This window comes from Comamonas denitrificans, from assembly GCF_017368815.1.
GTDB lineage: Bacteria > Pseudomonadota > Gammaproteobacteria > Burkholderiales > Burkholderiaceae_C > Comamonas > Comamonas denitrificans.
This window is the reverse complement of sequence record NZ_JAFNME010000013.1, coordinates 36,958-55,371: the sequence shown is the minus strand read 5'-3', so window position 1 is coordinate 55,371 and position 18,414 is coordinate 36,958. Positions and strand designations below refer to the sequence as shown.

General features: G+C 62.4%; 19 protein-coding genes and 1 pseudogene. 8 read left to right on the top strand and 12 right to left on the bottom strand.

Annotated features, from left to right (window positions below; genetic code table 11):
• The first annotated feature begins 55 nt into the window (after positions 1-55).
• On the top strand, positions 56-250 hold the full coding sequence (locus J1777_RS07535) for a heavy-metal-associated domain-containing protein (RefSeq protein ID WP_012614049.1): 195 nt from the start codon (positions 56-58) through the stop codon (positions 248-250).
• Positions 251-324: 74 nt separating this feature from the next.
• Here J1777_RS07535 and J1777_RS14630 read toward each other — a convergent pair whose 3' ends face one another.
• The 5 genes from J1777_RS14630 to J1777_RS07515 form a co-directional block, all read right to left on the bottom strand.
• Positions 325-693 carry a MauE/DoxX family redox-associated membrane protein gene (locus J1777_RS14630; RefSeq protein ID WP_223656233.1) on the bottom strand — a complete coding sequence of 123 codons (369 nt, stop codon included), beginning with the start codon at positions 691-693 and terminating at the stop codon, positions 325-327.
• Between the two features lie 95 nt (positions 694-788).
• On the bottom strand, positions 789-1,061 hold the full coding sequence (locus J1777_RS14625; RefSeq protein WP_012614050.1) for a glutaredoxin domain-containing protein: 273 nt from the start codon (positions 1,059-1,061) through the stop codon (positions 789-791).
• Between the two features lie 223 nt (positions 1,062-1,284).
• Positions 1,285-1,623: an ISC system 2Fe-2S type ferredoxin gene (fdx, locus tag J1777_RS07525; protein WP_012614051.1), complete on the bottom strand. Its 339-nt coding sequence runs from the start codon at positions 1,621-1,623 to the stop codon at positions 1,285-1,287.
• A 15-nt stretch (positions 1,624-1,638) separates the two neighbouring features.
• The gene (gene cueR, locus J1777_RS07520) at positions 1,639-2,118 is read right to left on the bottom strand and encodes a Cu(I)-responsive transcriptional regulator (protein ID WP_012614052.1); all 480 of its coding nucleotides are present in this window, start codon (positions 2,116-2,118) and stop codon (positions 1,639-1,641) included.
• 15 nt (positions 2,119-2,133) lie between these two features.
• Positions 2,134-4,623, bottom strand: coding sequence for a heavy metal translocating P-type ATPase (locus J1777_RS07515; RefSeq protein WP_202944282.1), 2,490 nt, complete (start codon positions 4,621-4,623; stop codon positions 2,134-2,136).
• Between the two features lie 241 nt (positions 4,624-4,864).
• Between J1777_RS07515 and J1777_RS07510 the strand changes: the two genes are divergently transcribed.
• On the top strand, positions 4,865-5,221 hold the full coding sequence (locus J1777_RS07510; protein ID WP_015912826.1) for an ArsR/SmtB family transcription factor: 357 nt from the start codon (positions 4,865-4,867) through the stop codon (positions 5,219-5,221).
• 109 nt (positions 5,222-5,330) lie between these two features.
• On the opposite strand, the gene lpdA is transcribed toward J1777_RS07510, so the two are convergent.
• The 6 genes from lpdA to J1777_RS07480 all read right to left on the bottom strand — a co-directional run bounded on the left by lpdA (position 5,331) and on the right by J1777_RS07480 (position 13,385).
• The gene (lpdA, locus tag J1777_RS07505) at positions 5,331-6,758 is read right to left on the bottom strand and encodes a dihydrolipoyl dehydrogenase (RefSeq protein ID WP_015912827.1); all 1,428 of its coding nucleotides are present in this window, start codon (positions 6,756-6,758) and stop codon (positions 5,331-5,333) included.
• Positions 6,759-6,863: 105 nt separating this feature from the next.
• On the bottom strand, positions 6,864-7,262 hold the full coding sequence (locus tag J1777_RS07500) for a hypothetical protein (protein ID WP_015912828.1): 399 nt from the start codon (positions 7,260-7,262) through the stop codon (positions 6,864-6,866).
• Between the two features lie 53 nt (positions 7,263-7,315).
• Entirely contained in the window at positions 7,316-10,462 is a 3,147-nt protein-coding gene (locus J1777_RS07495; RefSeq protein ID WP_012614056.1) for an efflux RND transporter permease subunit, read from the bottom strand.
• Between the two features lie 13 nt (positions 10,463-10,475).
• Positions 10,476-11,591, bottom strand: coding sequence for an efflux RND transporter periplasmic adaptor subunit (locus tag J1777_RS07490; RefSeq protein ID WP_003821159.1), 1,116 nt, complete (start codon positions 11,589-11,591; stop codon positions 10,476-10,478).
• Positions 11,588-12,139: a hypothetical protein gene (locus J1777_RS07485; protein WP_015912829.1), complete on the bottom strand. Its 552-nt coding sequence runs from the start codon at positions 12,137-12,139 to the stop codon at positions 11,588-11,590. The genes J1777_RS07490 and J1777_RS07485 overlap by 4 nt, the downstream gene beginning before the upstream one ends.
• Positions 12,140-12,173: 34 nt before the next feature.
• Entirely contained in the window at positions 12,174-13,385 is a 1,212-nt protein-coding gene (locus J1777_RS07480) for a TolC family protein (protein ID WP_223656232.1), read from the bottom strand.
• Positions 13,386-13,785: 400 nt separating this feature from the next.
• Here J1777_RS07480 and J1777_RS07475 point away from each other — a divergent pair, with 400 nt between their 5' ends.
• From J1777_RS07475 to J1777_RS14620, 6 genes and pseudogenes are all read left to right on the top strand, one after another.
• Positions 13,786-14,043, top strand: a complete 258-nt coding sequence (locus J1777_RS07475) for a metal-sensing transcriptional repressor (RefSeq protein WP_003821156.1) — start codon at positions 13,786-13,788, stop codon at positions 14,041-14,043.
• Positions 14,044-14,052: 9 nt separating this feature from the next.
• Positions 14,053-15,363, top strand: a complete 1,311-nt coding sequence (locus J1777_RS07470) for an MFS transporter (protein WP_003821155.1) — start codon at positions 14,053-14,055, stop codon at positions 15,361-15,363.
• 133 nt (positions 15,364-15,496) lie between these two features.
• Entirely contained in the window at positions 15,497-16,519 is a 1,023-nt protein-coding gene (locus J1777_RS07465; protein WP_003821153.1) for a cation diffusion facilitator family transporter, read from the top strand.
• Positions 16,520-16,562: 43 nt separating this feature from the next.
• Positions 16,563-16,940: an ArsR/SmtB family transcription factor gene (locus J1777_RS07460; RefSeq protein WP_063935807.1), complete on the top strand. Its 378-nt coding sequence runs from the start codon at positions 16,563-16,565 to the stop codon at positions 16,938-16,940.
• Positions 16,941-17,169: 229 nt separating this feature from the next.
• Positions 17,170-17,739, top strand: coding sequence for a DUF4148 domain-containing protein (locus tag J1777_RS07455; protein WP_003821150.1), 570 nt, complete (start codon positions 17,170-17,172; stop codon positions 17,737-17,739).
• Positions 17,740-17,770: 31 nt separating this feature from the next.
• Positions 17,771-18,085, top strand: a pseudogene (locus J1777_RS14620) (cation transporter); the annotation flags it as partial.
• On the opposite strand, the gene J1777_RS14615 reads toward J1777_RS14620, so the two are convergent.
• Positions 18,032-18,373, bottom strand: a complete 342-nt coding sequence (locus J1777_RS14615) for a hypothetical protein (protein WP_041838806.1) — start codon at positions 18,371-18,373, stop codon at positions 18,032-18,034. The pseudogene J1777_RS14620 and the gene J1777_RS14615 sit on opposite strands and share 54 nt — an antisense overlap.
• Positions 18,374-18,414 lie beyond the last annotated feature (41 nt).

Sequence of the window (18,414 nt, the reverse complement as noted above, 5' to 3'; positions counted from 1 at the left end):
TTCCAACGGTGGCAAGGAGCACACTTCAAACACCCCAACCCGAAAGGAGTTTTCCATGCAATTCCATCTCGAAGACATGACCTGCGGCGGCTGCGCCCGCACTGTGACGAAAACGATCCAAATGATCGACCCCAACGCCAAGATCGTCACGGACCCGCCGACCCGCCGTGTCGAGGTCCAGACCTCGGCCTCGCAAGAGCAGATCGCCGCGGCCCTGAGCGAAGCTGGCTTCCCGCCGCGCGCGCAGTAACACCGCATCGTGGCCGGCATGCACACAGGACGGCCGATGCGAGCACGTGCGCTGCGCCGTACCTGGCGCGGCGCTCAGTGCATCCCAAGGTAGGCCGACCTTGGCCACAGGGCCATCGCCACCATCATCAGGTTCTCGGTCAGGGACACGAAGCCCAGCGGCACGTTGCTGTCCCCGCCCACGCAGGCGCACTTGAGTTCCCGGCGATCGACATAGACCGCCTTGAAAACCGACACGGCCCCGACGGTCCCGATGAACAGCGCCAACGGAATCGACACCCACATCCCCACGCCCGCGACCATCTGGACGCCTGCGATGGCCTCCGCGAACGGGTAGAAATAGGCATACCGAACCCAGCGCTTGGCCAGCAGGTCGTCGCGAAGCCGTCCACGTCCTTGAGCTTCTGCAGCGCCAGGAGGCACATGGCAAAGGCCACGAACCACTCTGCCGCCTGAATGCTCTAGACTTGGCCGAAGGCCGCCCAGCTCGCCGCCAGCGCCATTGCGGCCGCCGTGGCGAACAGCGCGATCACAGGGGTCTAGGTCACGGCGTTCTTGTCCTTCACGGACATGCCGAAGAATTTGCGTAGGTCGTCGTAGCCGCCCACGCGCCGCCCGTTTATGAAGACCTGGGGCGTGGTCTCGATGCCATGCTCCTTCTTGAACGCATCCGTCTGCTCGCGGCTTGCCAAGTGTTTGTCCTCGACCTCGTAGCCCTTGCGGTTGAGCAGATCGAGCGACTTCAGCCCGTAGGGGCAGGTATGGCCGGGCATGACCATTCGGTAGAGCGTGGCTAGCTTGGGCGCAGACATGCAGGACTTCTCCTGTGGGACTTTCCATGGGCCGGCCGTCACGGATTTAAGGACGTTGATGACCTTTCCAGCCTAACCGACGACCGTGCAAAGGGAGTGTAGACACCTGGCTCGCGGGTTGGTCTGGCCCACGGGTTGGTTATCTGGCGGCAATGCCGTCAGTCCTCCATCTGCCAGAGCAACCCTGCCGCAGGCCGGTGCGCCTGAGGCAGCACGCAGGCTCCTAGTGGTTCTCCTTGGCATGGTTGATCGTGTACTTGGGGATCTCGACGGTCAGGTCTTCGGTCGCAACGATGGCCTGGCAGCTCAGCCGCGACTGCGCCTCCAGTCCCCAGGCCCGGTCGAGCAGATCGTCCTCGCATTCCTCGACTTCGTTTAGAGAATCGAACCCCTTGCGCACGATGCAGTGACAGGTCGTGCAGGCACAGCTCATGTCGCAGGCATGCTCGATCTCGATGCCGTTGTCCAGCAGGGCCTCGCAGATCGAAGTGCCTGCTGGCACGTTCAGTTCGGCTCCCTCAGGCGCCAGTTCAGGATGGGGCAAGACGGTGATTTTGGGCATATCTCTCCTGGCTGCTCAGTGCGCACACGGCTTTTTTCCTGCTGCGTTGGCTCGCGCGCGGCGCGGCACTGCGCCAGTGCGCGCTTCGGGCTTGTTGTCACTGATATCGGGCTGCTCCAGCGTGTGCAGGATCGGGCAGTCGGGCCGTTCGTCGCCGGCGCAACACCGGATCAGCGCCTTGAGCGTCGCGGCCATCTCCAGCATGCTCTCGATGCGCCGGTCCAACTCGTCGATGTGTTGCTGGGCCAGACGCTTTACATCAGCACTCTGGCGCGACTTGTCATTCCACAGTCCCAGCAAGTCCGTGATCTCGGCCACCGAGAAGCCGAGGTCGCGCGAACGCCGGATGAAATGCAACCGGTGAACGTCGTCCTGGGTATAGGCGCGGTAGCCCGAATCGGTGCGGTCAGCCGGAGGGATCAGACCGATTTGCTCGTAGTAGCGGATCATTTTGGCCGAGACCTTCGAGGCCTTGGATGCTTCACCGATGTTCATGGTGTTCCTCCTTTCTCAATGAGCGGTATCCGCCGCCAGCGGCGGCTGGAAGCGGCGCAGGCGCAGCGCGTTGCCGAGCACGAACACGCTGGACAGCGCCATCGCGCCAGCCGCGAAGATCGGCGACAACAGCACACCGTATGCGGGGTACAGGACGCCAGCGGCCACCGGGATCAGGGCCGTGTTGTAGCCAAACGCCCAGAACAGGTTCTGGCGGATGTTGCCGATGGTCGCCTTGGACAGCGCGATGGCGTTGGGCACGCCCTGCAGGTTGCCCGACATCAGCACTACGTCGGCCGACTCCACCGCCACGTCGGTGCCGGTGCCGATGGCCAGGCCCACGTCGGCCTCGGCCAGCGCCGGGGCGTCGTTGATGCCGTCGCCCACGTAGGCGATCTGGCCGTGGCTGGCTTTCAGCCGGCGCACGGCTTCGACCTTGCCCTCGGGCAGCACTTCGGCCACCACCTCGTCGATGCCCAGTTGCTTGGCGATGGCCTGCGCGGTACGCGCGTTGTCGCCGGTGATCATCGCCACCTTCAGGCCGAGCTGGTGCAACGCGGCAATGGCCGCGGGCGTGCTGGACTTGATCGGATCGGCCACCGCGATGATGGCGGCCAGCCGGCCGTCGATCGCGGCGTACAGCGGTGACTTGCCCTCGTTGCCCAGGCGCTCGGCCGTGCGAGCGAAGCTGCCCACGTCCAACCCCAGCTCACGCATGAAGCGATCGGCACCGACCTCGACACGCGCGCCGTCCACGGTGGCGCGCACGCCCATGCCCGTGACCGAATCGAAGTCTGTCATCGTCGGCAGCGCGATGCCACCTTCCACGGCCGACTCGACGATGGCGCGTGCGATCGGATGCTCCGAGCGCGATTCGACAGCGGCGACCTTCGCCAGCACCTGGTTGCGGTCAAAGCCGTCGGCAATCTCCAGGTCGGTCAGGACCGGGCGGCCCTCGGTCAGCGTGCCGGTCTTGTCCACGGCCACCACCTTGGCGTCCTTGAGCAGTTGCAGGGCTTCACCCTTGCGGAACAGCACGCCCATCTCGGCGCCCCGGCCCGTGCCGACCATGATGGAGGTCGGCGTCGCCAAACCCATGGCGCAAGGGCAGGCAATGATCAGCACCGCCACGGCATTGACCAGCGCGAAGGACAGCGCGGGCGACGGGCCGAACACCAGCCAGACCAGGAAGGTCAGCACCGCGGCCAGCATGACGGCGGGCACGAACCACAGCGTCACCTTGTCCACCACGGCCTGGATCGGCAGCTTGGAACCTTGCGCCTGCTCGACCATGCGGATGATCTGCGCCAGCATGGTCTGACCGCCCACGGCGGTGGCACGCAGCGTCAGCGCACCCTTCTGGTTGACGGTGCCGCCGACCACGGTGCTGCCTTCCGCCTTTTCGACGGGAATCGGCTCGCCGGTGATCATCGACTCGTCCACGAAGCTGCGGCCCTCGGTCACTTCACCATCGACCGGCACGCGCTCGCCGGGGCGCACTTCCACGATGTCGCCCTGCGCCACGTCGTTGATCGGGATGTCCACGATGCGGCCGTCGCGCAGCACGTGCGCCTCCTTGGCCTGCAGGCCGATCAGGCGCTTGATGGCCTCGGAGGTGCGGCCCTTGGCCCGTGCCTCAAGAAAGCGGCCCAGCAGGATCAGCGCCACGATGACGGCTGCCGCCTCGTAGTACACGTTCACCGTGCCGGCCGGCAGCAGACTGGGCGCGAACGTGGCGACCATCGAATAACCGAAGGCCGCGGCCGTGCCGACCGCGACCAGCGAGTTCATGTCGGGACCCAGGCGGAACAGCGCCGGGAAGCCCTTCTCATAGAAGCGCCAGCCCGGAATGGCGAGCACCAGCAGGGTCAGCACGAACTGCAGATACCAGCTCTGCTGGATGCCAATGGTGGAAGCCACCCACTCGTGCATGCCGGGAATCATGTGCGAGCCCATTTCGAGCACGAACACAGGCAGCGCCAGCACGGCGGCCAGGGTCAGGTCGCGCTTGAGTTCGGCGCGCTCGGCGTCCTTTTTCTCGGCAGCTTCCTCGTCGGCCTGCATGCCTGTATCGACCGGGCTGGCCTCGTAGCCGACCTTATCGACAGCAGCAATCAGATCCTGCACGGATGCTACGCCACGCACGGTAGCGCGCTCGGTCGCCAGATTGACCACAGCCTCAGTGACGCCCGGCACCGCCTTGAGCGCCTTCTCGACGCGGCCCACGCACGAAGCGCAGGTCATGCCTCCGATCGCCAGCTCGATGGTGCCCTGAGGCACGTCGTACCCTACCTTCTCGATCGCCTGGATCAGCGCCATGCGATCGACAGGACGGTTCAGGCGAATGTCCGCTCGCTCGGTGGCGAGATTGACAGACACGCTTGCCACGCCCTCGACCTTGGCAAGGGCGGCCTCGACTCGGCCGACACAGCTTGCGCAGGTCATGCCCTCGATGGGCAGGCTGATTGCCGCTGCTTGGGCGCCAGCACTACTCGTTGTTGCCATGCTCATGGTGTGCTTCCCATAGTTGAAATTCGACATGGAGGGAGCTTAGGGTTTACCATCGTGGGAAGGTCAAGCGCTTTTTCGGATGCTGTCAGGTTTCAGAAATGACCCGGTGCACGGGGAACGGAGGCCTTGCCTGCCAGGCTCGCACTGGTTCTTTGCTGCGCGCGCCTAAGCGGCCGCTGCCTTGTTAATTCTGAAGGGCGAAAACAGCCATTCGAGGTTAGGAAATATTTTAAAAATGAATACAAGTAAGCCATTCAGTACCCCACCGAAGGGTCCCAGCGCCGATTTGGAATCGCTGTCACAGAATGACGTGACCATCTTGGCTGAGACATTCCGCCTCCTGGGTGACCCGTCCCGGCTGAGAATCATGCTGTGCTGCATGAAAGGCTCTTCCTCGGTCGGGGACATCGCTGAAACCCTCGAACTCTCGCAGTCGCTGGTGAGCCACCACCTGCGGCTGCTGCGCGGTGCTCGCCTGGTCAAGGGCGTGCGCCAAGCCAAACAGATCTTCTATGAGGTGGCGGACAAGCACGTGAACCAGGTGCTGCTGGATATGGCCACCCACATCGCGGAAGACCACAACGACGAGTAACTGTTGGGCATAGCATGCCGTTGCGGCGTGGCCTACGTTCCATGGCGATATGCGCCCCACCGCCCGCAGCTGCGTTCGGTGAGGTGGTTTGGATGCCGCTTCCGATCAATCAGAAGTTGAGCGCGCGCTTGTCCACGGCCAGCGAGGCCTCTTTGAACGTCTCGGAGAGGGTCGGATGGGCAAAGCAGATGCGGGCGATGTCTTCGCTGCTGGCCTTGAACGCCATGGCGATCACGGCCTCGGCCACCAGTTCACTGGCCTGCGGGCCGACCACATGCACGCCGAGTATCTCATCAGTGGCAGGATCGGCGATCACCTTGACGAGGCCCGGCGTGTCGCCCAGCGCACGCGCGCGGCCATTGGCCATGAACGGGAAGGAACCGATTCGATAGGCGGTGCCCTGCTCTTTGAGCTGCTGCTCGGTGCGGCCTACCCAGGCAATCTCTGGGCTGGTGTAGATGACGTTGGGGATCGTATTGAAATCGACGTGACCGTGCTGGCCGGCAATGCGCTCGGCCACTGCGACACCTTCCTCTTCCGCCTTGTGCGCCAACATCGGGCCACGCACCACGTCACCGATGGCCCAGATGCCGGGCACACTGGTGCGGCATTCATCGTCCACCAGCACGGCGCCGCGCTCATCCAGTTGGAGTCCCACGGCGGCCGGATTCAGGCCTTCGGTGTTGGGCACACGGCCGATAGCCACGATCACTTTGTCTGCCTGCAAGGACTGCGTCTGGCCCTGGCTGTCGGTGTAGTGAATAGTCACGCCAGCCTCGGTTGCATTGACTTCGCGAACCTTCGCACCTAGTTCGATCTTCAGGCCTTGCTTGTCGAACGCCTTCTTCGCCTCCTTGGCGATGGCTTGGTCGACGATTGGCAGGAAGCTGGGCAAGCCTTCGAGGATCGTGACATCCGCCCCCAGGCGGCGCCAAACGGAGCCCAGCTCCAGGCCGATCACGCCGGCACCGATGACGGCCAACCGATCGGGCACGGCCGCGATGTCCAGCGCGCCGTCGTTGGAGAGCACGACCCGCTCATCGAACGGTAGGTTGGGGAGTGGCCGCACGTTGGAGCCTGTGGCAACGATGATCTGCTTGCCCACCAAGGTAACAGCCTCATCGGCGGCGACGCTCACCTCGAAGCCACCATCGACAGTCCTGGTGAAAGACGCCAGGCCGTTGAAAAACTGGACCTTGTTTTTGCGGAACAGATAAAGGATGCCTTCGTTGCTGGACTTCACGACCTGATTCTTACGTTCCAACATCGTGGTCACATCCATGCGCAGATCACCCGTGGAGATGCCGTGCGTGCCAAAGTGGTGCTTGGCTTGTTCAAAGTTCTCTGACGACTGCAGTAGCGCTTTCGAAGGGATACAACCGATGTTGTTGCAGGTGCCGCCAGGTGCTGGCTTTCCGTCCTTGTTCTTCCAGGCATCTACACAAGCGACCTTCATGCCTAATTGGGCAGCGCGAATGGCCGCGATGTATCCGCCTGGGCCGGCACCGATAACAATGACGTCGAAATGCATTTCCATGATTTACATCTCCAAAGTTTTTGAGGAAATAGTGAGCGCCTATGTCGCGCCTTTTGTCAGGTGGTCGCCAGATTACAGCTCGTTCCCTGACGATCACGTTGAACACTACGGCAGAACGAACCGGGCGCTCGCGGTATTGCCCCCACGTTCGACTTGGACGACGGCCTTCGTGCCCTTGGCTGCGGCGAAGGTCCCGCTGCCTTCGAGGCGGCTTCCGTCCGCGGCAGGCGTGAGTTGCACCTCCTGCTTTTGTGAGCCGGTCAACAGTGTGAGCTTGGCTTTGGTGTTGCTTACATTGACCTGCTTGCCGTGGTCGCGCAGGTAGAGTTGCGCTGCTGCGGGCTGAACGACCAACTCGTAGTCCACGTCCCGGACTTCGGTCACGACGCCACCATGCAGCGGCTTGTGGTCATGCGCGTGGTCATGGTCGCCTGCGGCGAAGGCGGTGACGGATGCCAGGGCGAGGGCGGTGCCGGCCGTGAGGGAACGAAATCGAACAGACATGAAAGCTCCTATAGGGTTACGGTGGTTGAAATCGGGTGACAGAAGGCGTTGCATCAGAATGCCTCCGCGTCGCGGTCGTCCAGCAGGCGTTCGGCAGGCTTGCGGCCGAACAGCCAGAACATGGCGGGTGTAAGGAAGGTGTCTAGCAGCGTGGAGCTGACCAGCCCCGAGAAGATCACCACCGCGACGGGGTGCAGGATCTCAGTACCGGGTCGGGACGCCTCGAACAGCAGCGGGGCCAGCGCGAAGGCCGTGACCAGCGCGGTCATCAGAACCGGGGAAAGCCGTTCGAGCGAGCCACGCACGATCATCTTCTGGTCGAAGTCCTCGCCCTCCATGCGCATGAGGTTGAGGTAGTGGCTCACCTTCAGGATGCCGTTGCGCACAGAAATACCCGCGAGCGTGATGAAGCCGACCAGGGCGGCCACGGACAACGGCTGGCCAGACAGCCACAGCCCCAACACGGCGCCGACCAGGGCCAATGGAATGTTCACCATGATGAGCGCTGATAGGACGACCGACTTGTAGCGCGTGTACAACACCACGAACATGAGCGTCAGGGAGACGATGGACAGCAGGCCCACCAGTCGCGAGGCTTCCTCTTGTGCCTGGAACTGGCCGCCCAGCGTGATGAAGTAGCCTTCGGGCAAGCGCACTTCTTGGACGACGCTGCGTATGTCGGCCACTACTTCGGACAGCGGCCGTCCCTGAGCGTTGGCCGACAAAACTATGCGTCGACGGCCATCGTCGCGGCTGACCTGGTTGGGGCCGTCGCTGTCTTCGATGGTGGCAAGGCGCGACAACGGGACCCGACCCATGGGCGTGTCGATGAGGATGCGGCTCAAGCCCTCAATCGACCGCGCCTGCTCGGGCAGGCGAACCACCAGCGCGAAGCGGCGGTTGCCCTCGATGACCTCGGTGATCTTTTCGCCTTCGACCAGGCTTTGCAGCGTGGACAGAATTTGCGGTGCGGCCACGCCGTAGCGTCCCGCCGCCGCATAATCCACGCGGATTTTGATCTGCGGCGCTAGGACCTGCTTTTCGATCTCCAGGTCAGCAAGCCCCGGAATTCCGGCCAGCTTGGCGCGCAGCAGATCCGCCTGCCCGCGCAGGACGTCCAGGTCCTCGCCGAACACCTTGATGGCGATCTGCGAGCGCACCCCCGACAACATGTGGTCGATGCGGTGCGAGATCGGCTGGCCAATGCCGATGGAGCCGGGCAAGTGAGCCAGACGCGAACGGATGTCGGCGGTGATCTCCTCCATGGAGCGCTTTAGCTCCGAGGCGGGCAGCAGGCCCACGTCCAGCTCGCTGACATGCACGCCTTCGGCATGCTCGTCCAGCTCGGCCCGTCCGCTGCGCCGGCCCACGTGCTGCACCTCTGGCACCTGCGCGACCAGCAGCTCGGCTTGCTGGGCAAGCGCCGAAGATTCGGCCAGCGTCACACCGGGATTCAGGCGCAGGCCCACCAGCAACGTTCCTTCATTGAACGGGGGCAGGAACGTGGTCGGGAAGAATGGCACCGCGGCGACAGCCAGTGTGACAGCCACAGCGGCCATGCCAAGGGCGGCACGCGGCCGCTGCAAGACCCGCTGCAGGCCGCCCTGATAGCGCGTCTTCAACCAGGCTAGAAGCCGAGTGTCGCCATGGTCCAGCGTCCTCATCTTGGGCAGCAGGTAGTACGAAAGCACCGGAGTGACCGTCACAGAGACCAGCAGCGAGGCCAGCGTGGAGACGATGAAGGCGATGCCCAGCGGCACGAACAAGCGCCCCTCCATCCCCGGCAGCGCGAACAGGGGCAGGAACACCAGCACAATGATCATCGTGGCGTAGAGAATCGCCGAGCGAACCTCCATCGAGGCCCTGGCAACGATGACCAGGGGCGTCAGCCGGTTCTCAGGGTGGCGGGTGCGGTCCTCCTTGAGCCGCCGCATGATGTTCTCCACATCGACCACAGCATCGTCCACGAGACCGCCGATGGCGATCGCCAGCCCACCGAGCGTCATGGTGTTGATTGATAGGCCGAAATAGTGGAACACCAGCCCGGTCACGAAGATCGAGGCAGGAATCGCGGTCAACGCGATCACCAGGGGGCGCAAAGTGCCCAGGAAGAAGAACAGGATCACCGCCACGAAGACCGATGCGCCGATGAGCTTGCCTTGCAGCGTGCTGATGGACGCCTCGATGAAGTTGGCTTGTCGGAAGGTCACCTGTGGCTCGGCCATGCCAGCCGGCAGTGAGCCCTTCATGTCCGCCAACGCTGACTCGATCGAGCGGGTCAGTGCAATCGTATCGGCCGTGGGCTGCTTTTGGATGCCCAGGATCACGGCTGGCAGGCCCTCGAAGCCCGCATCGCCGCGCTTGATGGCTGGCGCAAACTGAACATCGGCGACCTGGTGGAGCAGGATGGGTTGGCCCGCACGCACCGCGAGAGGCAGGTTACGCAGGTCGTCGAGTCGGGACGTGCGGCCCAGGTTGCGGATCAGGTACTCGCGGCCATTGATCTCCAGGAAGCCGCCGGAAGTGTTCGCGGAGAAGCCCTTGAGAGCCGCATCCAGATCGGACGCAGTCACGCCCAGCTCTGACATTCGCGTGGTGTTGGGCTGGACCTGGAACTGACGGACCTCGCCTCCGATCGGGATGACTTGGGCAACACCAGGTATGGCCATCAGCCGGGGGCGTAGCACCCAGTCCGCGTACTCGCGAGTGTCCATGGCCGACAGCGGCGGGGCTGCGTTCTTCTGCCCTGAGGGCTTGGCACCGATGGGGATTGCAATCTGCATGATCTCGCCCATCACTGAGCTGATTGGCCCCATAGTGGGCGTCACGCCCGGGGCTAGCCCTTCCTCCATGGACGTCAGGCGTTCGGAGACCATCTGGCGCGCCCGGAAGATGTCGGTCTTCCAGTCAAATGTCACGTAGATGAAGGAAAGCCCGGCGCTGGAGACCGAGCGCACGCTTTCGACGCTGGGCAGGCCGTTCATGGCCGTTTCGAGCGGGAACGTGATGAGTTGCTCGACTTCTTCGGCAGCCATGCCGCCAGCCTCCGTCATGAGAGTGACGGTCGGCTTGTTGAGATCGGGAAAGACATCTACCGGCGTGCGCGTCAGGGTGAACGCGCCATACGCCATCAGCACCAGCGCCCCGATGATGACCAGGAGCCGGTTTCGTAAGCTATTTTCGAGAAGCCACTTGAACATGGAATGGTGCCCCTCAACGAACTTGATTGATCAGGGACGCGCCCTCGACAACCACGCGGTCGCCGTCCGCCAGGCCCGAAGTGACAGCGATGGATGCACCATCCAAAGGAGTGATGTTCACGACACGCGGCTCGAAGCGCTCGGCCTGGTCTTTGACCCAGACGATGTTCTGGTTGGCAGGGTTCTTCATCAGCGCACCGGAAGGCACGCGGTAGCCAGGTACCGTCGTCGCCTCTTGCACGAAGACCACCACCGGCATACCGACCGCCAAGCGCGAGAGGCTTTCGCTGGTGCCCTTGAACAGCATGGGCAGGGCCTGCTCGCGCAGGCTGCTGGCGGCACCGACGAAGCTCAGCGGCACCTTCTGACCGCCTACTGCGAGTGCAGCACCGGCCAGGTTCTGTGCCATTGCCGGATCGTAGGCAAGCGCCTCGATGCGCAGTTGGGTCGGATCGACCACCTCAAACACCAGTTCGCGCGCATCCACGACCTGCCCGGCAACTGCGGGGCTGGATGCGATGACGCCGCTGACTGGGGCCTTCAGTACGTCCCTGCCGGCGAGGCCCCCGCTCAAGGCGCGGGCGCGTTCGGTCAGGCTGTTCACTTCGCTTTCGGCTGCTTCGATCTCCTTGCGGGGCACGGTCTCCGACAGCTCGCGCAGCCGGGCCAAGCGCTTCTGCGCGAGCGCTTGGCCCGCACGCAGCTCGGCAACCTGGGCCATCTGGCCTGAGCGCTCCAGCACACCGCTGGCCGGTTCGATGTAAGCCAGCACCTGGCCCTTGCGCACGGATTGGCCGATCTGCGGCAGACCATCCGGCCCGGGCACCAGCCGGCCCATTACCATTGCCTGGACCTTGCCGCCTGTCGTCGGGTCCATGATTACTTTGCCAGCCAGTTCATGGCTGCGGGCCAAGGGCTCCTGCTTGATCAGCTGGGTGCGTACACCGATCTGACGTTGCGACGGTTTCGGAAGAAACACGCTGCCATCAGGCTGGCGCTGGGGGCCATTGGAAGACGCAGCCGGCGCTTCGTCGCCGTGGTCATGGCCGTCGTGAGCGAACGCGGGAGCAGCCAGAGCCAATGCAGCCGCCATGGCCGTCGTCATTAGGAAACGGAAGTTGCGCTTCATGCTGCACCTCGCAGTGCACCGTTGGTGCGTGTACGTCTGCGCAGCGCCCACGCTAGGACACCGACGCCGAGGACTGCGGCACCGCCACCTAGTACGACCACACGGCCGGATGCGACGGCATGCTCGTGTTCGGCGTCTTCGCTATGAACATCGAGAACGCCCGTCAACAGGTCCGATTGGCCCTGCGCAGTAATAGTGGCCATGATTGAGGTCTCGCCATCGGATAGCGGCTCAGTCAGATCGGCCTCGAACTCTCCAACCCCGTGTGAGCTGACCTTTACCTGTTGACCACCCAGCTCGAGGGTCAGCTCGCCATCGGTCACCGGCCGGTTGTCGGCAGCATGGTCGAGGTAGAGTGTGAGACGCTGGCCGTTCAGCACACCCACCAGTTCGAAGTCATCGGAAACTGCGGCAAAGCGCGGAAGCGCGGCCGCTGCGGGGGCAGGAGCGGCTTCGCCATGGTCATGGCCGTCGCCGGCCCACGTTGCGCTACTGCCAAGCAGGAGGCTGGACAAGGCAGCTGCACGCCAGAAAGAGGATTGCGACATTTCTAAGGTTCCAGGATGGTTGAGCGCGCGCCGATCAGCGCGTGCCGGAGATGTCAGTGAAAGTCTCGGTCGGCTGCGGCAGCGTGCCTTGTGCCTGCAACAGGGACGAGATGGCCGCGGCATGCTCCACCTTGGCGAGCAGCGCCGCGCGCTCGGCCTCGGTGGCCTCCTGCTCGATGCGAAGGCGTGTCGGCATGTCCGTCTCGCCCATCGCGAACGACTTTTGGTAGAAGGTGCGCGTTTGTTGGGCTAGTCGCTGGCGCTCCGAAGCGGCCTGCATCTGGGTGCTGGTTGCCAGTTCGCGCGATTGGGCAGTTCGAATTTCCGAGAGTAGCCGGGTGCGCTGGGCCGCGAGTGCCGACTCAGCCTCCAGTGCCTGCGCATTGGCGCTGGACAATTGCTCGGTATGACGGCTACCCGTACCGAAGGGAATGCGCACACCCACCGTGATCGTCTGGTTGTAGCGTTCGCCGTAGCCGCCCCGATCCCGCGTGGTCGCCAGGGTCAGTTCGGGGTTGGCGTACTTCTGATGGGACACCAGTTCCGCAGAGCGGCGGGCCGCCAGCGCCTTGTGCTGCAGTTCCAGCAGCGCAGGGTGGTTACCCAACAACGCGCCGGACGGCTGTGCCGATGCCGGTTGAACTCGGACACCTGACTGCTCCGGCTGCGCGGAATCGGCCTGCGACGGGATACTCTCGATGCCGGTCAGTGCCAACAACGCCTCGCGCTGCGTGATTTCTTCGGCCTGAGCAATGGCCAGGGCACTACGAGCCGACGCCAAGGCGCCATCGGCCTGGTTTCTGTCGGCTTGCGCCAGGTCGCCCGCGCGAACCCGGCGAGCCACATCTTGCGCCAACTCGTCCGCGCTGCGGGTGCGATCCTGCGCCGCCACCAATTCGGCCTGGGCACGCTGCCATGCCCACCATGCCTGGCGAACCTGTCCGGCCGTGCGTAGCTTGGCGGCCAGCATCCGGCTGGATAGCGCGAGGCTTTCCGCGTCCGCCCAGCGTGCCGACGAGGCGCGCTCACCAGGCATCCAAAGGGGAATAGCCACCCCGACTTCATATTCGCGCTGTCCGTTGCGGTTGTTGAACCGATCAGTTTTGGTGGAGGCTTCCAGCGCCATCGGACCTGCCACCCAACTGCCGGCCGTCTCTTGGCGTGCTTGGGCGGCCTGCTGCCAGGCGCCTTCTCCAGCGGCTTCTGGCTGCCGCTGCCAAGCTGACTCCCACAATTGGGCGACCATGTGGCTGTCTGGTCTGGATGGGACGTGAGGGGCGGCTACTGGCTGGGCTAGCACGGTGCCGGCCCAAAGCGTGGATACCGCCCATATCCATCCCTTGCGTATGTCTTTGCGAAGCATTCAATTCTCCATCGGTGTTGCATCAGTACTTACCCCCGGCTGGGTGTTCTCTTTCCGAGCAAGTGCTTGTCGTTGAAAAGCCACTGTTCACTGGCTTAGATATGAACAATTGTATATCTATTCATATGAATGGGAAAGAAAACCTTACATCCTTTGAGCACCAATCGCCTTAGAGAGGGCGTCGGGCGCAAGACATCGAGAGGCGAGGTGGGGCTAATCCACTGCGCAAACAGCTATGCAGACTCCTTGAGCATATCCCCCGGGGGGGGGATATGATTGCTGCATGAAAGAGATGCACAAGCACACCAGCCACCCAGATCTCGTGAAACGGCTCAAGCGCGCCGAGGGTCATCTGCGACACGTCATCGGGATGATCGAAGGAGAAGAAACCTGCCTGGACATCGCTCGCCAGCTCGCTGCGGTGGAGAGCGCCGTCACAGCGGCCAAGCGCGTCCTGATCCATGACCACATCGACCACTGCCTATCTCATGATGAGGACTCCGTTCTAGCCGAAATGAAGGCGCTAACCAGACTGCTCTGAGGTCTCTCGATGCTCTCCGTCCTAAAGAACCGCACCTACCGCCACCTGTTCACCGCGCAGGTGATCGCACTCGTCGGCACAGGCCTGATGACGGTAGCGCTCGGCCTACTTGCCTACGAGCTGGCCGGGGCCGATGCAGGTGCGGTGCTCGGGTCGGCGCTGGCTATCAAGATGCTGGCCTATGTGGGAGTCGCTCCAGTCGCACAGGCCTTCGCCGACCAGTTCCCGCGACGGTCATTGCTCGTAGCGCTGGACCTGGTACGAGCGGTTGTCGCGATCTGTTTGCCCTTTGTCACCGAGGTCTGGCAGATCTATCTGCTGATCTTTGTCCTGCAAGCGGCATCCGCCGGCTTCACGCCGACTTTCCAAGCCACTATCCCGGACATCCTTCCCGATGAAGAGGACTACACGAAGGCGCTGTCGCTGTCCCGGCTGGCCTATGACCTGGAAAGCCTGATTTCCCCGATGCTGGCTGCTGCGCTGCTGACCGTCATCAGCTTTCACAACCTGTTCGCGGGAACAGTGCTCGGTTTCCTCGTTTCAGCCGCGCTCGTGGTCAGCGTGCGGTTGCCCACAACTATTCCCGGACCGCGCCGCGGCATTTGGGATCGCACGACCCGCGGCACACGCATCTATCTCGCTACGCCACGCCTGCGGGGCCTGCTGGCGATCAGCTTGGCCGTCTCGGCGGCGGGCGCCATGGTGATCGTGAACACGGTGGTTCTCGTGAAGGCGCGCTTTGGCCTAGGCGAGGTCGAAGTGGCGTCGGCACTGGCGGCATTCGGAGGCGGTTCGATGGTGGCAGCCTTCGTTCTGCCATCCTTACTGGAAAAGGTGGCCGACCGAACCGCGATGCTCACCGGCGCTACCGTACTGGTCGTGGGCACGGGGATCGGCGCACTGCTGCCGAGCTATGCATTGTTGCTGCCGCTGTGGTTGATCATCGGCTTTGGCTACAGCGTGGCGCAAACGCCATCCGGCCGTCTTCTGCGCCGCTCGGCCCATGCCGAGGACCGTCCTGCGATCTTCGCGGCACACTTCGCGCTGTCGCACGCCTGTTGGCTCATCTGCTACCCACTTGCCGGCCGCTTCGGCGCGGTCATGGGCTTGCCATCGACCTTCATTGTCATGTCCCTGGTCGGCTTGGCCGGCGTGGCGCTGACGCTCTGGCTGTGGCCGGCCAGCGACCCTTCTGACGTGGCGCATGACCACCCCAGCTTGCCGCCGGATCACCCTCATTTACGCACACACGCAGACCAAGGCAGGCACCATCACCAGCTGATTCTGGATGACCTGCACCGTATCTGGCCGAAAGGATAGGCACATTTTCTCGTTGCGGCATCACAACGCATGGCTTCGGAGGCTGAGAAGGGTGAGCGAAAATATATCACATGAACACATATTCATGTGTTATATTTCGCCATAGTCAAACACTCAACCAGCAGAGGCGCCCATGTCCCAATCCAATGCACATGACCATGGTCACGACCATGATCACGACCACACCCCCACAGTGACGAGCGCCAACGAGCGCAAGGTTCTGGTTTCCTTCTTCCTGATCTTCGGCTTCATGCTCGTGGAAGCTGTCGGCGGCGTGCTGTCGGGCTCGCTAGCCCTACTTGCCGATGCTGGCCACATGCTGACCGACGCCGTGGCACTTGCCCTGGCTTACGCTGCCTTCCGATTCGGTCGCCGCGCAGCCGACAGCAAACGCACATTCGGTTACCTGCGCTTCGAGGTCATCGCCGGCTTCCTGAACGCCGTGACCCTGTTCGCGATCGTCGCATGGATCGCCTACGAGGCGTGGGAGCGGCTGCAGGCGCCGCCCGTCATCCTCGCCGGCCCGATGATGATCGTCGCCGTGCTCGGCTTACTGATCAACGTCCTCGTGCTGTGGATCATGACCCGCGGCGAAACCGATCACGTCAATGTGAAAGGTGCCATCCTCCACGTGATGGGTGACCTGCTCGGCTCTGTCGGCGCCATCGTTGCAGCGATCGTCATCTACTTCACCGGCTGGACTCCGATCGACCCCATCCTGTCGGTTCTAGTAGCGGCGTTGATTCTGCGCAGCGCCTGGAAGCTCCTGGCCAAGTCGATCCATATCCTGTTGGAGGGTGCGCCAGAGGACGCTTCGCCGGAAAAGGTGGAACAAGGCCTGATGAGCACTGTGCCCGGCCTGGCGGCTGTCAGCCATGTTCACGTGTGGCAACTCACTTCCGGTCGCACGATGGCCACGCTACACGTTCGACCCAACGTGGACGAGGAGGCGCGAGCTGTGGTCAAGCGCGTCGAGGCGGTGCTGCGAGAGCAGTTCAGCATCGAACACGCCACAGTCGGAATCGACTGGAACTCGGAGGCTGACGAGAACATCTGCAGCCTGCAACCCACGACAGGCCGTCAGGACCACAGCGGCCACGACCACAGTGAGCACAATCATGACCATGACCACTCCGCTCCCGGTCACAAGCATTGAGGCCGTGCTAGACGGTTCGCAGTTCACTTGAGGGTTTGAATCCATGACATCCCGCAAAACCACCAGCGCCGCTATTGTGCAATGTTCGACCTCTAACCACGGCACGACCACTGATGTCCTCGCACTATCGCAAAGTGACGTCGCTGTTCTGGCAGAGACCTTCCGCCTGCTGGGCGACCAATCGCGATTGAAAATCCTGTTGCAGTGCATGCGCGGATCGGTCGCAGTGGGCGACATTGCTGGCTCGCTAGACCTGTCGCAGTCCTTGGTCAGCCATCACCTGCGCCTGTTGCGCGGCGCGCGCCTCGTGCGCGGCGAGCGCCAAGCCAAGCACATCTTCTACGGCATTGCCGACCAGCACGTCAGCCAGGTACTCCAGGACATGGCGGTTCACATTTCGGAGGACGGACACGACGATTGACTGAACATGTGAGTGCGCGCCGGCCTACGCCTTCAAGGGGTAGGCTTTTTTTGGCTATTAATCTAGAGAGACACCGGCGCGCCTTGCTGAATGCCTAGAAGACCCCAAGCAAAAAGCACTCTAAAAATAAACACTTGAACATATCTTCATGTGTGTTATTATTTGTCTACGGGGTATCCGAAAGGCGTAAGGACCACGCCATTATTTTTAACGTCAAGGAGTATTGACCATGTCCAAGAAAATTCGCTTTGCTGTTCTGCTTTCCGCACTTTTTGCTGCTGGAGTAAACGCTCAACCGTTCGCCGCAGATATGACACGGCAACAGGTCCAGGAGGATCTGGCTGCTTGGAGGCAATCTGGGTTGGAAGCGTTGTCTCGCGGCGAAAGCGGCCCGGATACGTTCAGCCCTCAATACCAGGCTGCCTTTCAGCGCTACTTGCAATTGACCCAAGGTGATATGTATCAGGCGCCCTCAGCAGGAAAGACTCGTGCTGAAGTGATGGCTGATTTGGAACTGTGGAAAATCTCCGGCATGCACGCGTTCACCTCGCGCGGAATCACCACCGCTTCGCACACCCAAGCCTACCAACAAGCCTACGAGAGCTATCTCCAGCTCAAGCTGGGTGCGGCTTACAAGGCTCCGGTGGCATTGACTCGTGCTCAAGTAAAGAGTGATTTGGCAGATTGGCAGGTTGCGGGAATGGCTGGATTCTGGGCTGGTGAGCAGACGCCTGATACCTATAGTGATGCCTACCGCACCGCATTTGAAACCTACCAGATGCTGCGCAACAAAAAATGACTTAATGGCAGCTGCATAAAGCAGCGGTCGGATGGTTCAGCCAGAAAGAGATTCTTTCTTTTTTTTGAATAAACATACAAACAAGTGTTCATTTGTTTGCATAACATTCCGATCGCTGATTTGTGCGTCCTGCCACGGCGATTACTCAGAGAACCAGGAGATTGATATGTCTTTGGAAACATTGGACGGCACAGGAGCGCAGGACGAACAACTGGGCTTTCGGGTCGAAGGTATGGATTGCGCCAGTTGCGTCGGCAAGATTGAAACAGCGCTTGGTCGAATTGATGGCGTATCAAATGTACAGGTTAATTTTACAAATGAGACGCTGACGTTGACGCGCAGCACAAGTAGCCGAAATACTGCACGCGACATTGCCAAGAAAATCCGGTCCCTGGGCTTCGACGTGCAGGCACTGCCCGCGTCCGAAATGTCCGCAGCACCTGCACCGTGCCATGCGGCCCACGCGCATGACCACGCCGGCTGCGGCGGCCACCATGACCATGGGCATGCCCACGACCACGGGCACGATCATTCGCACGGCAAAGCGTGCGGTGATGACCATGGGCATGGCCATGCTCACGGCCATGCCCATGCCCATGACCACGGTCACGATCACGGGGCCTGCAGCGGGCATGACCATGCGCCGGCCTCTGCCTCCCGTGGAGCACCCAGCAC